13 protein-coding genes and 1 pseudogene are annotated in these 15,762 nt (G+C 71.8%); 6 read left to right on the top strand and 8 right to left on the bottom strand.

From position 1 onward, the window contains the following. Positions 1-985 (top strand): alpha/beta hydrolase family protein (locus tag ACR2FV_RS16310; RefSeq protein ID WP_434016756.1); only part of this gene is annotated, 985 nt, incomplete at its 5' end. Here ACR2FV_RS16310 and coaE read toward each other — a convergent pair. The 7 genes from coaE to ACR2FV_RS16275 form a co-directional block, all read right to left on the bottom strand. Then, positions 901-2,130, bottom strand: coding sequence for a dephospho-CoA kinase (coaE, locus tag ACR2FV_RS16305; protein WP_434016755.1), 1,230 nt, complete (start codon positions 2,128-2,130; stop codon positions 901-903). The genes ACR2FV_RS16310 and coaE overlap by 85 nt on opposite strands. 23 nt (positions 2,131-2,153) lie before the next feature. After that, on the bottom strand, positions 2,154-2,528 hold the full coding sequence (locus ACR2FV_RS16300) for a YkvA family protein (protein WP_434016754.1): 375 nt from the start codon (positions 2,526-2,528) through the stop codon (positions 2,154-2,156). A gap of 106 nt (positions 2,529-2,634) precedes the next feature. After that, positions 2,635-6,579, bottom strand: a complete 3,945-nt coding sequence (gene hrpA, locus ACR2FV_RS16295; protein WP_434016753.1) for an ATP-dependent RNA helicase HrpA — start codon at positions 6,577-6,579, stop codon at positions 2,635-2,637. 57 nt (positions 6,580-6,636) lie between these two features. Next, entirely contained in the window at positions 6,637-7,056 is a 420-nt protein-coding gene (locus ACR2FV_RS16290; RefSeq protein ID WP_434016752.1) for a hypothetical protein, read from the bottom strand. A 75-nt stretch (positions 7,057-7,131) separates the two neighbouring features. Next, entirely contained in the window at positions 7,132-8,379 is a 1,248-nt protein-coding gene (locus ACR2FV_RS16285) for a DUF445 domain-containing protein (RefSeq protein ID WP_434016757.1), read from the bottom strand. Positions 8,380-8,381: 2 nt separating this feature from the next. Next, entirely contained in the window at positions 8,382-11,720 is a 3,339-nt protein-coding gene (locus ACR2FV_RS16280; protein WP_434016751.1) for a TM0106 family RecB-like putative nuclease, read from the bottom strand. 4 nt (positions 11,721-11,724) lie between these two features. Next, positions 11,725-12,420 carry a VOC family protein gene (locus ACR2FV_RS16275; protein WP_434016750.1) on the bottom strand — a complete coding sequence of 232 codons (696 nt, stop codon included), beginning with the start codon at positions 12,418-12,420 and terminating at the stop codon, positions 11,725-11,727. 227 nt (positions 12,421-12,647) lie between these two features. Here ACR2FV_RS16275 and ACR2FV_RS16270 point away from each other — a divergent pair, with 227 nt between their 5' ends. The 3 genes from ACR2FV_RS16270 to ACR2FV_RS16260 are packed head-to-tail and all read left to right on the top strand — an operon-like array spanning position 12,648 to position 13,851. Then, positions 12,648-12,890: a hypothetical protein gene (locus tag ACR2FV_RS16270; RefSeq protein ID WP_434016749.1), complete on the top strand. Its 243-nt coding sequence runs from the start codon at positions 12,648-12,650 to the stop codon at positions 12,888-12,890. Between the two features lie 35 nt (positions 12,891-12,925). After that, positions 12,926-13,390 (top strand): DUF2752 domain-containing protein, encoded by a 465-nt coding sequence (locus ACR2FV_RS16265; protein ID WP_434016748.1) that lies wholly within the window; start codon positions 12,926-12,928, stop codon positions 13,388-13,390. 20 nt (positions 13,391-13,410) lie between these two features. After that, positions 13,411-13,851, top strand: coding sequence for a DUF4190 domain-containing protein (locus ACR2FV_RS16260; RefSeq protein WP_434016747.1), 441 nt, complete (start codon positions 13,411-13,413; stop codon positions 13,849-13,851). Positions 13,852-13,855: 4 nt separating this feature from the next. Here ACR2FV_RS16260 and ACR2FV_RS16255 read toward each other — a convergent pair. After that, a pseudogene (locus tag ACR2FV_RS16255) lies at positions 13,856-14,267 on the bottom strand (SDR family oxidoreductase); the annotation flags it as partial. A 141-nt stretch (positions 14,268-14,408) separates the two neighbouring features. Here ACR2FV_RS16255 and ACR2FV_RS16250 point away from each other — a divergent pair. Further along, the gene (locus ACR2FV_RS16250; RefSeq protein WP_434016746.1) at positions 14,409-14,945 is read left to right on the top strand and encodes a DUF421 domain-containing protein; all 537 of its coding nucleotides are present in this window, start codon (positions 14,409-14,411) and stop codon (positions 14,943-14,945) included. Positions 14,946-14,977: 32 nt separating this feature from the next. Continuing rightward, positions 14,978-15,586, top strand: a complete 609-nt coding sequence (locus tag ACR2FV_RS16245; RefSeq protein ID WP_434016745.1) for a hypothetical protein — start codon at positions 14,978-14,980, stop codon at positions 15,584-15,586. The last annotated feature ends 176 nt before the right edge of the window (positions 15,587-15,762 follow it).

Genomic DNA, 15,762 nt, shown 5'->3' with positions numbered 1-15,762 from the left:
GGCCTCCGGGGAGGTGACTGTCCTGCCCGGCCCGGTGGAGCGCCCGGTGCTGCCCGGACGGCTCGAGGAGGTCGAGACCACGACGTCCGACGGCGTGCGGGTGCGTGCCTGGCTGGCCCTGCCGGAGACAAGCGAGCCGGCACCGATGCTGCTGTGGATCCACGGCGGGCCGCTGGGCTCGTGGAATGCCTGGACGTGGCGGTGGAACCCGTGGCTGATGGTCGCCCAGGGGTATGCCGTGCTGCTGCCGGACCCGGCGCTGTCCACCGGCTACGGCCAGGACTTCGTCCAGCGCGGGTGGGGCGTCTGGGGCGGGGCGCCATACGAGGACCTGATGGCGATCACCGACGCGGTCGTGACGCGGGACGACATCGACGAGTCGCGCACCGCTGCGATGGGCGGCTCGTTCGGCGGCTACATGGCCAACTGGATCGCCGGGCACACCGACCGGTTCGACGCCATCGTGACGCACGCCTCGCTGTGGGCCCTCGACGGCTTCGGTCCCACCACCGACGCCGCGTTCTACTGGCAGCGGGAGATGACCGAGGCGATGAGCCTGGAGCACTCACCCCACCGGCACGTCGGCTCCATCGTGACCCCGATGCTGGTGATCCACGGCGACAAGGACTACCGCGTGCCGATCGGCGAGGGCCTGCGGTTGTGGTACGACCTGCTCGCCAAGTCCGGCCTGCCCGCGGGCGACGACGGCTCGACGGTGCACCGCTTCCTGTACTTCCCCCACGAGAACCACTGGATCCTTGCCCCGCAGCACGCGAAGGTCTGGTATGCCGTGGTGAGCGACTTCCTGGCTCAGCACGTGCTCGGTCAGCAGCCCGGCGAGCTGCCGGCCGCGTTGGGGCGCAGCGCCCCGACACCCGCGCAGCTGCAAGCGGCTGCCGGTCAGGACGACGGGGCGGGAGGCAACCGTGCAGGAGGCGACCACCCCGAGCGGGCCGCCCAGGCCTCCGCGCGCACGAAGGCCTGAGCAAACCACGGCTCCTTCGCCTCGGCATACGCACTGGCGCTCAGACCCTGACCGGCCAATGACTGCTTGAGCCACACGTAGTCTGCGTGTGCTTCGGAGTCCTCCCGCACCCAGTCACGGAAGAGCAGCGCCAGCCGTCGGGCCGGACTGTCGGCGGCGCGGACGTGGACGTGGGCGATTCGGCCGGGGTCGGCGCTGCCGTGCAGCCGCTTGGTCCAGGTTTCGGCGCCGTGCCGGCTGTCGTCGCCGTGGGCGTGGTCCCACCACTCGCCGTCCGGCCGCGGGAAGCCGGCGTCAGCCAGGGCCGTCACGATCTCTGGGTCGTCCGCATCGGCGAGGTCTCGGACCACGACCTGCAGGTCGATCACGTCCTTGGCGGGCATCCCCGGGATCGAGGTGCTGCCGATGTGCTCGACGGCGCTCGCGGTGTCCCCGAGGGCGCGCCGCAACCGGGCCGTCACCCGCTGCGCCTGAGCCGGCCAGGTGGGGTCCGGCGCCACAATGCGCAGGGTCTCGGGCCGCCGGGCGGGTATGCGGTCGCGCACGTGGTGCGCGAACGGCACCAGCCGTTCGCGCCACAGTCGGTCGACCGCCGCCTGCAGCGCGGCCACCGAGCCGGTGTTGTCCAGCCACACGTCCGCCGCGGCCCGTCGCGCCGCGTCATCGTCCTGGCTGGCCATCCGCTGCCGAGCCTGGTCCGGGTCCATCCCCCGCTCCTCGACGAGCCGCCGCAGCCGTTCGTCCGTGTCGGCGCCCACGATCACGACCAGGTGGTAGGCGGAGCCCATGCCCTTCTCGACCAACAACGGCATGTCGTGCAACACGACAGCCTCCGCCGGGGCCGCGGCCATCAGCTCCGCTCCACGCTCGGCGATCAGCGGATGGGTGATGGCCTCCAGATCGCGCCGCGCGTCGGGGTCGGCGAAGACGATCGCGCCCAGCGCCGGGCGGTTCAGCGCGCCGTCGGCGTCGAGCACCTCAGGACCGAAGCGCCGCACGACCTCGGCGAGCCCTGGAGAGCCGGGCGCCACGACCTCCCGGGCGATCCGGTCACCATCGACGACCACCGCCCCGAGCTCGGCCAGCCGCGCCGAGACCGTGGACTTGCCCGAACCGATCCCCCCGGAGAGTCCCACGCGCAGCATGCGCCCACCCTAGGGCGCGTGCGTCAGCGGATGACCTCTCCCGGCACGGCGTCCCGGTTGGCCTCCCAGTCCAGGAAGTCGTCGGTAACCCGGACCAGGGTGACCGCCAGCCAGGCGATGACCAGCGCGTCGTCGGCCATCCCGGCGAAGGCCAGCAGCGCCTCGGGCATCAGGTCGACCGGCGAGACGACATACCCGACGGCGCCGAGCATCATCGACAGCTTCACCATGTCGGCTCCGGCGTAGTCACCGCGGCGCACGGCGCGCACCAGCCGGGGCAGCGCAGCCAGGCGCGCCCCGAGACGGTGCCCGGCGCGGCTCTCGGTCGCGCTCGCAGCGGCACCGACGGCCGCGAGCTGACGCCAGCGCAGGGTTCGGCGGGCAGTGGTGGTGGCCATAATGCTCTCCTTCGCTGGGGCGGACCCTTGCCAGTGTGCCTGAGGCGGGCCGCGGGTGCAGCCGGCCGGTATGACGTTCCGGCGGGCGCGACGGTTCCCGGTCCGGTCAGTCGGTGGCATCCTCAGCCGCATCCATCGCGGCGTAGATCCGCTTGGCCGATACCGGCTGCGGCGTGCCGAGGCGCTGCGCGAACAACGACACCCGCAGCTCCTGGATCTGCCAGCCGATGGCGGTGACGTCGGGGTCGTTCCGGCGGTGCGGCGGCAGGCCGGTGACGAAGTCGGCGAGCTCGGCCTGCACCACCTGCACCTGCTCCATCCGGTCGGCGTCGCGGTGCAGGTCCTGCACCCCCTTGTCGAGCCGCTCGGCCATGGCCCGCAGGTAGACCACCAGCCTCGGTGCGCGCCGGTAGCCGGTCTCGGTGACGAAGCCCGGGCGGATCAGCGCGTTGAGCTGCTCCTGCAGGTCGGCCCGCATCACCCGTGCCGCCGGCGCGGTCAGCCGGTCCAGTCGCAGTGCCACGTCACGGGCCGTGTCGAGCACCGGCGCGAGGTGCTCGACGATCTCGATCACGCGCGGGGTCGTCTGCTGGCGCACCGTGGCCAGGGCACTGTCGAAGTCGGCGGCTGTGCGCACCGTGCCGCCAGGCATCTGTGCCACGACGGAGTCCACGGCGGCGGCCAGCGCGTCGTCGAGCAGGGCCGGGACCGAGCCGTGCGGGTTGTGGCCCAGGGACAGCTTCTGCTGGTTGGTCAGCAGCGCGAGGATCCGCTTCCACGGCGGGGTGGTGCCCAGGAGCAGCAGCCGGCGCACCCCGACCCTCGTCGCCCGGTCGGCCTCGGAGCGGGTGCCGAGCACCCGCACGTCGACGGCCTTCCCGGTGTCAACGAGCGCCGGGTAGCCCTGCACGGTCCGGCCCCCGACCTGCTGCTCGAAGACCTCCGGCAGCGTGCCGAGATCCCACGTCGTCAGGCCGGTGCGCTCGATCGCCGAGGCGGCGCGGGCCATGGTCGAGCGCACCGCCGGCGCCAGCTCGGCCTGGAGCGCACGCAGGTCCTTGCCCTCCCCCAGCACCTCGATGCGCGGCCGGGCGCGGCGGCCGTGACCGGACACCACCCGCTCGACCCGGAAGGTGGGCCGCAGATGGCCCGGCACCCGTCCCCAGCCGATGTTGTCGTCCCGCACCCGCACCGGACCGCGTCGGGTCAGTGCATCGGCGAGCGCGGCACCGATCGACCCGCCGTCCTGCACCATGTCCCGCAGGGCGGCCCTCGCGTGGTCGGGCGCCGGCACGTAGTGACGCCGGATGTCCTTGGGCAGCGCCTTGACCAGGGCCGTCACCAGGTCCTCGCGCAGCCCGGGCACTTGCCAGTCGAAGCCGGACGGGTCGACCCGGTTGAGCACCTCGATCGGCACGTGCACGGTCACCCCGTCGGCATCCGACCCCGGCTCGAACTGGTAGGTCAGCATGAGCTCCAGGTCGCCCTGCTGCCAGGTGCCGGGGTAGTCGCTGTCGCTGACGCCCCGGGCATCCGCACTGACCAGCACGTCCTCGGTGAAGGACAGCTGCTCGGCGTCGTCGCGCCGGGCCTGCTTCCACCAGGTGTCGAAGTGCGCCCCGGAGACCACCTCGGCGGGGATCCGCTCGTCGTAGAACCCGACCAGGGTCTCGTCGTCGACCACGATGTCGCGGCGGCGAGCCCGGGCCTCCAGCGCCTCCAGGTCGCGCAGCAGCCGCCGGTTGGCGTGGAAGAAGTCGTGCCCGGTCGCCCAGTCGCCCTCGACCAGGCCGTGCCGGATGAACAGGTCGCGCGCGGTCTCAGGGTCGATCCGGCCCAGCGGCACCGGTCGGCCGGCGGCCAGCGGCACGCCGTACAGGGTCACCCGCTCGTCGGCGATCGCCGAGGCCCGCGAGCGCGACCAGCGCGGCTCGGCATACGAGCGCTTGACCAGGTGCGCGGCGGCCCGCTCGACCCAGGCGGGGTCGGTGCGCGCGTTGACCCGGGCCCACAGCCGGGTGGTCTCGACCAGCTCGGCGGTCATCACCCAGTCGGGGTTCTTCTTGAACAGGGTCGAGCCGGGCTGCAGGTGGAAGCGGGCGCCGCGGGCCCCGAGGTAGTCGCGCTTGTCCCGGTCGTAAAGCCCGACCAGGGACAGCAGCCCCGGCAGCAGCGACTGGTGGATCGCGTCGGGCGAGGCCTCGTTGTCGTTCAGGCTCAGGCCGAGCTGCTTGGTCGCCTGGCGCAGCTGGGTGTGCAGGTCCTGCCACTCCCGGACCCGCAGGTAGTGCAGGAACTCCCGCTTGCACGTGCGGCGGAACGCGCTTCCGGACAGCTGCTTCTGCTGGTCCTTGAGGTGGTGCCACAGGTTGAGCAGGGTGATGAAGTCGGAGTGCTCGTCGCGGAACCGGGCGTGCGCCTGGTCGGCCTGCGCCTGCTGGTCGCTGGGCCGCTCCCGCGGGTCCTGGATGGACAGGGCAGCCACGATGACCAGCACCTCGCGCAGCGCACCGTTGCGCTCGGCCTCGACCAACATCCGAGCCAGCCGTGGGTCGACCGGGAGCGCGACCAGCGCCCGCCCGTATGCGGTGATCCGCTGGCGGGGCAGGTGGGCCGGGGCCTGCGGGTCGATCGCCTGCAGCTCCTCCAGCAGGCGCACCCCGTCAGCGACCTGCCGGGAGTCCGGCGGCTCCAGGAAGCCGAACTTCTCGATCTCCCCGAGGCCCAGGCTGGTCATCGCCAGGATGACGCTGGCCAGGTTGGTGCGCAGGATCTCGGGGTCGGTGAACTCGGGGCGGGTCTCGAAGTCGGCCTGGGAGTAGAGCCGGACCGCGACCCCGTCGGCGAGGCGGCCGCACCGCCCGGAGCGTTGGTTGGCGCTGGCCTGGCTGATCGGCTCGATCGGCAGGCGCTGCACCTTGAGGCGTTGGGAGTAGCGGGAGATGCGCGCGGTGCCGGTGTCCACGACATACCGGATGCCGGGCACGGTCAGCGAGGTCTCGGCGACGTTGGTGGCCACCACGATCCGGCGGCCGGAGTGCGAGGCGAAGACCCGGTGCTGCTCGGCGGCGGAGAGCCGGCCGTAGAGCGGCAGCACCTCGGTGGCCGGCAACCCCATGCCCGTGAGGGCCTCGGTGGCGTCCCGGATCTCCCGTTCTCCGGAGCAGAAGACCAGGATGTCCTGGGCTCCCCCGTCGCCGGCCTGCGGGCTGGTCCACAGCTCCTCGACCGCTTCGCACAGGCCGGTGACCTGGTCGATCTCCATGTCGGTCGGTGCTCCGTCGCTGCCCGGTGGGCCCGGTCGGGTCAGCGGCCGGTAGAGCACCTGGACCGGGTAGGTGCGCCCGGACACCTCGACGACCGGCGCGGGCATGCCGTCCGGTCCGGCGAAGTGCTCGGCGAAGCGCTGCACGTCGATGGTGGCCGAGGTGATGACCACCTTCAGGTCCGGACGGCGCGGCAGCAGCTGCTTGAGATAGCCCAGGATGAAGTCGATGTTGAGGCTGCGCTCGTGGGCCTCGTCGATGATCAGCGTGTCGTAGCGGCTCAGCGTCCGGTCGCGCTGCAGCTCGGCGAGCAGGATGCCGTCGGTCATCACCTTGACCAGGGTGTCGTGACGGGATTTGTCGGTGAACCGCACCTGGTAGCCGACGGTGCTGCCCAGCTCGACCCCGAGCTCCTCGCTGATCCGCTCGGCGACCGACCGGGCGGCGATGCGCCGCGGCTGGGTGTGCCCGATCGTGCCGGTGATCCCGCGGCCCAGCTCCAGGGCGATCTTGGGCAGCTGGGTGGTCTTGCCCGACCCCGTCTCCCCCGCGACGATCACGACCTGGTGCTCGCGGATCGCCGCCGCGATGTCCTCCTTGCGCTCGGCGACCGGCAGCTGCGACGGGTAGGAGATGGTGTCCGGCAGGGCCGCCCGGCGAGCGTCGAGCTGCTCGGGAGTCGGGGCTCGGCCGCGGCGGGGACCACGTGCGCGGGAGTGGCGTCGACCACCCTGTCGCCCGTTGTGCTGCGACGGTGACCCGGATTCGGGGACGGGGTCAGACATGCTGTTCAGGATAAGGCGGCCCGCCGGAGCCCCCCGGACCGCTCCGGCCAGTCGGTCTCACGCCGCGCGGATCACCGCCGGCAGGGCATGGATGCCGTAGCCCGTGACCAGGTGCGTGCTGACGAGCCGGAGCCCGTGCTCGGCGCAGACCTCGATGAGCACCTGGTGCAGGCCGCGGTCCTCGTCGCTCAGCGCTCCGGGCTCGTGCGCGATGCCGATCACGAAGGCGGTGTCCCGACCGTCCCGGGTGCAGGAGGTCAGCAGCGTGCGCACCATCTCCCGCCGGTCCAGTCGGGGCAGCGGCCCGGTCACGAACACCGGCTGGGCCAGGGTGAGGTCGTCGCGCAGGATCAGCACCGCGAGACCGCCCGTGGCGCGGTCGGCGTTGCTGACGCACAGGTCGAGCACGTCGTGCACGAGGTCGGGGTCGGTCAGCGGGTGGCGCGGCCAGTCGGCCGGTAGGTCCTCGAAGCTCATGGACAGGCAGCGTGCCGCAGTCGGGCGGCGCCGCGCAGAATCTGTCCACAGGCACACCCGGCGGGGGGCCTTGGCTCAGCCGGACAGCAGCTGGGTCACGGTATGCAGGACCAGACCGACCAGCGCGCCGACGACGGTGCCGTTGATCCGGATGAACTGCAGGTCGCGGCCCACGTGCAGCTCGATCCGGTCGGCGGCCAGCTTGCCGTCCCACCGGCTGATCGTGGCCGTGATGACGCTGGTGACCTCGGCGCCGTAGCGCTCGACCAGCGCCACCACCGCATCGGCGGTCCACGCGTCGAGACGGGCGCGCAGTGCCGGCTCGTCGCCCAGCCGCTGCCCGAAGGTGGACACCTCCTGCGCCAACCGGCCGCGCAGCTGCCCGTGGGCGTCGTCGAGCGCGGCCAGGACAGCGCGCTTGACCGCCTCCCAGACGGCGGCAGCGCTCACCGGCAGCTGCGGGTGCTCCAACAGCCGGACCTTGAGCGCCTCGGCACGGGCCATCGTCGCCGGGTCGTGCTGCAGGTCTTGAGCCAGGTCGGCCAGGTAGGAGTCCAGCGCCCGGCGCACCCGGTGCTCGGAGTCGTCGGCCACCTCACGGGACCAGGCCAGCAGCTCGGCATACACCTTGCCGACGACCCGATCGTCGACCCACTGTGGGGACCACCACGGGGCCCGCGAGGTGACGATGTCCTCGATCTCCCGACGGTGGGTCCGCACCCAGGTATGCAGCTCGCGCGCGGCCAGGTCGACCAGGCCGGGGTGGGCCCGGTCGGTCACCACGGCCTCCAACAGGTGCCCCGCGACCGGGCTCACCGGCTCGGCGCGCAGCCGGGGCAGCAACGACTCGGCGATGAACTCCCGAGCCTCCTCCGGCCCGATTCGGTCCACCCCCCGCGCCACCAGGGGGGCCGCCTCCGCGACGACCCGCTCGGCGTGCACCGGGTCGACCAGCCACTCGCCCACGTGCCGCACGACCTCGGCGTCCAGGTAGCGCTCGCGCAGCGCTTGCGGCGTCAGGAAATGCTCGGCGACGAACTCCTCGAGACTCGCGGCCAGGGCGTCCTTGCGCCGGGGCACCAGCGCGGTGTGCGGGATCGGGATGCCCAGCGGGTGCCGGAACAGCGCGGTCACCGCGAACCAGTCGGCGATCGCCCCGACCATCGCGGCCTCGGCGGCGGCGTGGACGTAGCCCCAGAACCCCCCGCGGTCCAGCGTCAGCAGGAAGACCACGGCGGCCAGCACCAGCAGCGACGTCGCGACCAGACGCATCCGCCGCAGGCCGCCCCGCCGGTCCAGGTCACCCTGCGAGACCGCCGCCATGCTCACCCGGCTACCTCCTGCGCGGCATCGACGAACCGGCACAGCGCGTTGACCGCCCGCAGCTGCTCTGGGGTGCGCACCGGCGCCTCCAGCAGCTGCGGGCTGCCCACGATCACCGCGAGCGCGCGGGCCCGGGAGACGGCGACGTTGAGCCGGTGCGTGTCGTAGAGGAAGTCGACCCCGCGCGGCGCGTCGGCCGCGCTGGAGGAGGCCATGGTGTAGATCACGACGGCGGCCTCGCGTCCCTGAAACTTGTCGACCGTGCCGACCTGCACGCCCTCTCCCACGGCGGCGTCGACAGCGCTCGAGACCAGGGCCACGTGGGCGTTGTAGGGCGCGACGACCAGCACGTCCCTTGGCGTGAGATCCCGGGTGCGCGCGTGCTCATCGACCCAGGTGCCGTCCAGCACCCGCTGCACCAGATCGGCTACGACCTGCGCCTCCACCGGGTTGTCCGAGCTGTATCCCTCGTGGACCACCGGGACCCACCGCAGCCCTGACCCCTGCAGCAGCGGCACATCGAGCACCCGCTGCACCTCCCGCCCGGGCGCCGAGCTCAGCTGGTCGGCATACGCCATGGTGGAGACGAACCGGGTGATCTCGGGGTGCATCCGCCAGCTCTGGTCCAGGAACACGCCGCGCTCCGGTGGCACCACCGGCGCCCCGTCGAGCAGATGCTCCAGCACCGAGACACCGGCCCCGTGGGGGTGGGTGGCGTTGGAGGGGGCAGCCAGCTGCTGCGGGTCGCCGAGCAGCACCAGGGAGTCGGCGGCCTGGGCAACCGTCAGGGCGTTGGCCAGCGAGAACTGACCCGCTTCGTCGATCACCAGGACGTCGACGGCGGCGCGCATCTCCTCGCGGGCCCACAGCCAGGCCGTGCCGCCGACCAGCCGCGCCGAGCCCGAGGCCAGCGCCTCCTCGACCGTGGCGTTGTCTGCGACGAGCGTGATCGGGTCGGCGGGGTCAAGCTCCCCTGGTATGTCTCCCTTCGTGCTCACCTTGCGCAGTCCCGGGCGGCTGGTCTTGCGCATCAGCTCGCCGATCACGCTGTGTGACGGGGCGGTGACCCCTACTCGCAGGCCGGCGTCGAGCAGGTCGGCGATCAAGTGCTGCCCGGCATACGTCTTGCCCGAACCCGGTGGGCCCTGCACCGCCAAGACCTGTCCGGACATGCTGGCCCCGACGCGGCGCACCACGTCGACTGCGCTCTCGCCCGGGCGGCGCGCCATCTCCATGGGCACATTGCGCGCCAACAGGGCAAGCCCGGTGCTTGCCTCACCGGCCAGGGTCTGCTCCCCGAGGCGCAGCATCGCGTGGCGCAGCACCTTCGTGGGCAGGCCCTCTTTGGGCACCAGACCGTGGACCGGTGCAGCTGTCCTGGCCATGCCCAAGGTCACCTCGACCCACCCCTCGTCGAGGTCCGCGTCGATGGCCGTGCCGACCGCACGATCAAGGTCGCGCGGATCATGCAGCGGCGTGCCCGGTTTGACCCGGCCGTCCTGCGGCGGCAACCGGTAGCGCCAGATGTAGGACTTCTTGACCTGCTCCCGCCGCTGCGGCGGCTCGACGATGCCCCCCAGCGCGATCCGGTCCTCGACCAGCTCCTCGTCACTCATGGTGGCGGTGCGGAAGTACTCCCACCACATCTGCTTGTCCTCGCGCCGGTGCCAGCCGACGCACCCGGCCAACAACGTGTGCCCGGCGGCGACCAGGCGGTCGGCCAGGGCGTTCTCCGCCTGGATCAGCTCGGTGTCGTTGGCTTCCTCGGCCTGCTTGTGACCCGGGCGCTGGAGAGGGACGTCAGTGGTCGCGCCCAGCTCGTCGCGACGCTGCTCCAGCCAGTCGTGCAGGGCCAGGGTGCTGCGCACGTCGTCGTAGTTGTAGTCGGCGATCCGCCGCAGGATTGTGTCGTCGGTGCGGTCCGAGGTCGCCCAACGTTCGTACTCGACCACCGAGGACAGCGCGTTGTCGACCTCGTCCCCGGTCCCGGACCGGGTCCGGCCCCAGTAGAAGCCCTCGAGCTTCTTGATGGAGTAGGACCGCTTGGAGATCTGCACGCCCTGCCGGACCACGGCGTAGAGGTCGACGAAGCGCTCCCCGCGCAGCAACATGTCGAGCTCGGTCTCGGCGACGGCCTCGCGAGCGGTGAGCCGTTTGAGCGCTGCCTGCTCGTAGTTGGCGTAGTGGTAGACGTGCATGCCCGGGTGCTCCCGCCACCGCCGCAGCAGCCAGCCCAGCAGCTGCGCCACCATCCCGCGTTCCTGCGCAGCGTCGTGCGCCCACCACGTGAAGAACTCGCCTTCGCGGTCGCAGACCCCGGCGAGGTACTCGAGCCCCTGCCCGCCGGGGGCGAACGGGTCGCCCTCGAAGTCGAGGTAGACGTCACCGGGGTCGGGTTCGGGCAGCAGCTGCAGGCCCTGCCCAGACTGCGCGGGCCACAGTCGGTATGCCGGGGCGCCGGTGGTCTGCTCCTGCAGCTGCAGCTCGGCCTGGCTGCGCAGCCGGGTGCGGGTCGTCGCGCTGAGCCCCTGGACCAGTCGCGGGTCGTCCCCCCGCGCCTGCGCCAGGGCGGTGAGGGTCGGCAGACCGGCCTCGATCAGCCGGAGACGCTGGTCGCTGCGCATCCCGGCGACCAGCGACAGGTCGTCGGCAGCCTCCCACTGCGCCGAGCAGCGGGGCAGCCACCGGCACTGCTCGCAGTATGCCGTGGGCACCGGCTCGGTGGTGGGGCGCGCCTCGATCGTGTCGAGCAGCCGGGAGCGGACGCGCGCCGCGTAGGCGTCGACGTCGACCAGCCGCCAGGGGTGGTGCTCGTTGTCGCCGGCCACCACGGTCAGCTCATCGGGAGCGACGCCCTGCAGCTGCTCCAGGCGCACGGCATACGTCGCCATCTGCAGCAGGGCGGGGACCTTGAGCCGCCGGGCCAGCTTGGTGTCGGCGATGTCGTAGGACCACGCTCCGAGATCGCTGGGCCGCTGCACCCGCAGCAGGAAGTCGGCGAAGCCGACCCAGGCGCCGTCGAACAGGGTGGCCTGATAGACCACGTCGGCCCCGTCCCGCATCGCCGTGATGGTCAGCGCCTCGCGCTCGGTCAGGCTGTGCCCCTTGTCGTCGGGGATCTCGGCCACCCGCAGACCCTGGTCGTGCAGGGACTGCAGGTAAGCACCCTCATGCTCCAGCCCCTTGTCGAAGATGAGCTGCAGCTGGGCATCGACCCCGTCGGCCGGCCGGGCCACCGCTCCGTCGACGACGGCAAGGTCGAGGGTGGTGACGTGCGGGCACGCGACGTGCTTGGTGACGTCGGTGGGGCTGAGGACCAGGTGTCCGTCGCGCAGCTGCACCGGATCAGCCCGCAGTCGCGTCGGTGGCGGGGCCCTCGCCCGAGCCCGCCCGGCCCTGCCAGGTGCACAGGCAGACCTCGTTGCCCTCGGGATCTGCCAGCACCCAGAACGACGGTGCGGCTTCGTCACTGACGAGTCGGCCACCCGCGCCGAGGGCGGCAGCCATCCGGCTCTGGACGACGTCCGGGGGAAGGGTCAGGTCGAGGTGGAAGCGCCCCCGCTCGGTGCGTGGCGGGTCCATGTCCTGGAACCACAGTGACGGGAGCGATGCGTGGGTGTCGACGACATCGTCCTGCCCTTCGGCATACCCCAGCACCGCGGCCCAGAACCCGCGGCAGGCAGGCATGTCGACCACGTCTAGCGCGATCTCCAGCACCGACAGGGAGTCGGGGACCGCCAGATGACCCGCCGCCGCGGCCAGCTCGCTGACCCGGACCGCGAGGTCGACGTCGCGACTGCTCACGTGTCCCACGTCGTGACTGACTGTGCGCACCGTGAGGTGGCGGTAGCGCAGGTCGAGGTCAGGGTGGTGGTCCAGCTCGTCGGCCACCTGGGCGATGGCCGCGGCCAGGGCGGCGCCGGCGCCGAAGCTGCCGGTCTCGAACCGGGCGTGCAGCACACCCAGCAGTGGTCGCCAGTCGCTCAGCCTGGGGTCGTTGGACAGCTCGTATGCGGTGATCGGCTCGGTGGACCTGGTCATGGATTCACCCTCGCACACGGCACCGACAGCCGTCCCTGTGGACAACGACCGACGGCCTCGACCGCTCCGCGGCACCATCGAGCCCCATGGATGCCAGCCCATCGTCGCCGCCGCCAGGACAGCCGTACGGTCCGCCGCCCGCATATCGACCCCCACAGGCCTGGGCGCCGCCGTCCGGGACGGCCCCCTGGCCTCCTCCTGCGCCGGACCGCGACGACAACCTTGCGGTGATCGCCCTCGTGAGCGGCATCCTCGGCTTCTTCGCGTGCGCCCCGGTCGGCATCGCGGGCTTCGTCTACGGTCGCCGGGCACTCGCGGCCTGCGCGGCCGGCACCGCAAGCAACCCCGTCATGGCCCGGTGGGGACATCGCCTGGGGATCGTCTGCCTGATCTTCCTGGGGATCGCGGGCGTCACCGCACTGTTCTCCCTGGGCTTCGTGATGGTCCTCGCGCTCTCCGGCGCCGCGTGAGCGCCAGCAGCCCCCGGACGCGTAGGCTCGGTCCGGTGAGCACGATCACGGCAGGATCGGTCGGGGGCACGGGTGGCACCGCATACCGGGCGCAGGAGCGACACCCCGGGTTGCGCAGCGCGCTGCTCACCGGTGCAGGTGTCGCCGCTGCCACCCTCTTGGTGCACATCTACGACCCCAACCAACCCGGCAGCTACGGCTTCTGCCCGCTACGCGAGACGACGGGGCTGCTCTGCCCGCTGTGCGGGGGCACCCGGGCTGTGCACGCCCTGACCCACGGCGACTGGAGTCTGGCCATGGGTCTCAACCCGGTGGTCGTCCTGTTGTTGCCCGTGGGGTTAATGTGGTGGATGGCGTGGGTGGTGCGCTCTTTGCGGGGGCGTCGCACAGTCTTCTTCGAGCGTTTCGGCGTGTTCTGGACGGTCGTGGTGGCTATGGTCTGCTTCGCAGTCTTGCGCAACCTGCCTGCGTTGCATCCCCATCTCTCCCCTTTCACCTGATCAATCGACAGGAGCACACGATGAGCACACCTCCTCCCCCGCCCTCCGGCAGCGGCGACGACCCCTACGGCTCCTCGGGTTCGGACGACTCGCAGTCCGGCTACGGCTCCGGCGAGTCCCAGTCCGGCTACGGCTCGGGGGACAGCGGCTACCAAGGGGCCCCGGACTACTACGGGGGCAGCCCCTCCAGCGACCAGGACAACAACCTCGGGGTCATTGCCCTGGTTACCGGCATCATCTCCCTGATCGTCTGCCAGCCCGTCGGCATCGCCGCCATCATCTACGGCCGCAAGTCCCAAGCAGCCGCTTCGGCTGGCACCGCCAACAACGGCACGCTGGGCACGGTCGGCTTCTGGCTCGGCGTCGTCGCGTTGGTGCTCATGGTCCTGGCCATTGTGGGAGTCGTCCTGCTCTTCGGTCTCGGCGTGCTCGGGGCGAGCAGCTACAGCACCAGTCCCTGACACCTCACGGCGAGTCCAGGCCGCCGTTGACGTTGAGGGTCTCGCCCGCCACATAGCTGGACTCCGGCGAAGCCAGGAACACGTACGCGGGAGCCAGCTCGACCGGCATACCGGCCCGGCCCAGGGAGGGTGCCCAGCCCGAACTCGGGCAGCGCCTCCTTGGGCTGGCCCTGCACCACCTGCAGGGGCGTCCAGATCGGCCCCGGCTGCAGGTGGGGCACGGCCGCACGGGTGATCCAGAACATGGCGGAGACGTTGGTCTGGATGGTCAGGTCGAACTGCTCGTCGCTGATGTCGGTGATCTCGGGGACCGACACCTGTTTGCCCGCGTTGTTGACCAGGATGTCCAGCCCGCCGAGGCCGTGCACCGCTTGGGCGGCGACCAGGTCAGCGCAGAAGCCACGGTCGGTGAGATCTGCGGCCCGGTCGCACCGCGGTGCGACCCTGCAACCACCGGCGCGCCCTTACGGCGACTGGAGCGCGACCACGTCGACCTGTGATCGGGCCCGCCATCTGCTGGGATGGGCACCCCCTGTCCCGTCTGAGAGGTTTCCGACATGTGGTGGAGCGAATGGCCCTCGATCTGGCACGTCCTGCTGGTGGGCTCGGCCGCGTACGCAACCCTGGTCGTGTTGCTGCGCACGACGGGCAAGCGCACCCTGGGCAAGCTCAACGCCTTCGACCTGGTGGCGACCATCGCCCTGGGCTCCGTCCTCGCGACTGCGGTCACGAGTCCGGACCAGCCGTGGGCACTCGCGGTCGTGGCGATGCTGGTGCTCGTCGGAGCCCAGTTCGTCGTGGCCCAGGTCACCACCTGGCTTCCTCGCGGACGCTGGTTCGTCACCGCCGAGCCGACGCTCGTGGTCCGGCACGGCGAGATCCTGCACGATGCGCTCCGCCGCGCCCGGCTGACCCGAGGGGAGCTGGATCAGGCCGTGCGCAGCGCCGGAGTCGGCTGTCTGCACGAGCTCGGGGCGGTGGTCCTGGAGACCGACGGATCCCTCAGCGTGGTGCCCGCGACTGCCGTGGCGGACGGCTCCTGCCTGGTCGGGGTCACCGGCTGGTCCCACAGGAGCACCGACGCAGCAGGCTAGCCAGCACAGCACCTCCGTTCTAGCCTTGGGAGATGAGACGGTTCGGCGCGGTCCTGTTCTGGCTGGGGCTGGTGATCCTCATCGCCGGCGCAGCGATCGGGTGGTTCGGCGGCACGCGAGCGGTGGAGGCTGTGCGCACGACCGTCGACGAGGCTGGTCCGATGCCCGGCAGCGCCGCGACGGTCCAGCTCGAGGAGGGGGATCGGCGCACGATCTACGAGCAGACCCAGAGCGACATCCCCTCAGCCTCGTGCCAGGTCATCGGTCCGGATGGCGGCGCCCTGGAGCTGTCTCGGTCGGCGGAGGTCAGCGGATCGCTGGGCGAGACGTCCTACATCAACGTCGGCGAGTTCGAGGCCGCGACCTCCGGCACCCACACCGTCACCTGCACGGGAGCCACGACTCTGATCGGACCGTCGTTGGACTTCAGCAGCCTGGGCGCCGGCGCGCTGGGCGTGCTGGGGGGCATCCTTGGCGCCGGCCTCGGCCTGCTGATGATGCTGATCGGCGCCATCTTGTGGTTCGTCGGCCGGTCCAAGGACCGTGACCGCCGAACCGGGCAGGGTTCGCAGGGGTACGGATCCGGGTCCTACGACGGCGGCCACGGCGGCCGCCCACCCCCGCCACCACCGTCCGGCTGACCCCCCGCGTCGTAGCAGGTCACGGGGTCTGTCGGTGGGCTGTCGTACGTTTGTTCGTATGCAGATCAGCGGCGAGGGCGAGCACGTGACACCGGTAGGTGCCACCGGTGACGGCGCTGCGCCCGGGCCGCGGGTGGGGCTGCGCGCCGAGCGGGTCCAGCAGATGCTGACCGAGC

Origin of the sequence: Ornithinimicrobium sp. (assembly GCF_051004135.1) — a bacterium.
Classification (GTDB): domain Bacteria; phylum Actinomycetota; class Actinomycetes; order Actinomycetales; family Dermatophilaceae; genus Ornithinicoccus.
The sequence above is the reverse complement of the archived record's forward strand: the minus strand, read 5'-3'. Positions and strand labels throughout refer to the sequence as shown.

What these genes read in the sequence shown, in the direction of transcription:
- coaE (WP_434016755.1), bottom strand. Translation starts at nt 2,130, where the DNA reads ATGCTGCGCGTGGGACTCTCCGGGGGGATCGGTTCGGGCAAGTCCACG.
- ACR2FV_RS16300 (WP_434016754.1), bottom strand. Translation starts at nt 2,528, where the DNA reads ATGGCCACCACCACTGCCCGCCGAACCCTGCGCTGGCGTCAGCTCGCG.
- hrpA (WP_434016753.1), bottom strand. Translation starts at nt 6,579, where the DNA reads ATGTCTGACCCCGTCCCCGAATCCGGGTCACCGTCGCAGCACAACGGG.
- ACR2FV_RS16290 (WP_434016752.1), bottom strand. Translation starts at nt 7,056, where the DNA reads ATGAGCTTCGAGGACCTACCGGCCGACTGGCCGCGCCACCCGCTGACC.
- ACR2FV_RS16285 (WP_434016757.1), bottom strand. Translation starts at nt 8,379, where the DNA reads ATGGCGGCGGTCTCGCAGGGTGACCTGGACCGGCGGGGCGGCCTGCGG.
- ACR2FV_RS16275 (WP_434016750.1), bottom strand. Translation starts at nt 12,420, where the DNA reads ATGACCAGGTCCACCGAGCCGATCACCGCATACGAGCTGTCCAACGAC.
- ACR2FV_RS16260 (WP_434016747.1), top strand. Translation starts at nt 13,411, where the DNA reads ATGAGCACACCTCCTCCCCCGCCCTCCGGCAGCGGCGACGACCCCTAC.
- ACR2FV_RS16250 (WP_434016746.1), top strand. Translation starts at nt 14,409, where the DNA reads ATGTGGTGGAGCGAATGGCCCTCGATCTGGCACGTCCTGCTGGTGGGC.
- ACR2FV_RS16245 (WP_434016745.1), top strand. Translation starts at nt 14,978, where the DNA reads ATGAGACGGTTCGGCGCGGTCCTGTTCTGGCTGGGGCTGGTGATCCTC.